This is a genomic window from Vogesella mureinivorans (assembly GCF_007644035.1).
Classification (GTDB): domain Bacteria; phylum Pseudomonadota; class Gammaproteobacteria; order Burkholderiales; family Chromobacteriaceae; genus Vogesella; species Vogesella mureinivorans.
The window spans coordinates 1-489 of sequence record NZ_VMTV02000698.1; the positions used below are offsets into that span (position 1 = coordinate 1).

Sequence of the window (489 nt, forward strand, 5' to 3'; positions counted from 1 at the left end):
CTACCGCGTGTACAAGGCCACGATGCTCAACCAGCACCGCCCCGCCAAGCGACGTTTCCTAAAGCGCGAGCGCATGCCGCGGGACGTGCCGCGACTGACCGACATCTTCGGGTTGGCGGACTTCATCAGCGACGCACTCGCCTGCAGGCGACGGTTCCGAGCGTTCAATGTGATCGACGACTTCAACCGCGAGGCGCAGCACATCGCAGTCGACACCTCGCTCAATGCGCAGCCCTTGATCTGCGTCTTCGAGTGTCTGCAGCCTGGGCTGCCGCAGGTGCTGCACACCGACAGCGAGCCTGAGTTTCGCGGCGAGGCGTTCGTGGCTTGCGCGAAGTCCCGAGGCATGGGCATCCAGTACATCCAGCCCGGTAAGCCTAACCAGAGCGCCTACATCTAGTGCTTCAACCGGACCTTTACGGAAGAGGTATTGGACCGGAACTTGTTCGCTCGTATGGGCGATGTTTGGGAGACAGCTTGGTGGTGGAT

General features: G+C 61.6%; 1 pseudogene. It reads left to right on the top strand.

Going from position 1 to position 489, the window contains the following annotated elements:
• Positions 1 to 400 (top strand): annotated as a pseudogene (locus FLQ44_RS17800) (DDE-type integrase/transposase/recombinase); the annotation flags it as partial.
• Positions 401 to 489: the final 89 nt, after the last annotated feature.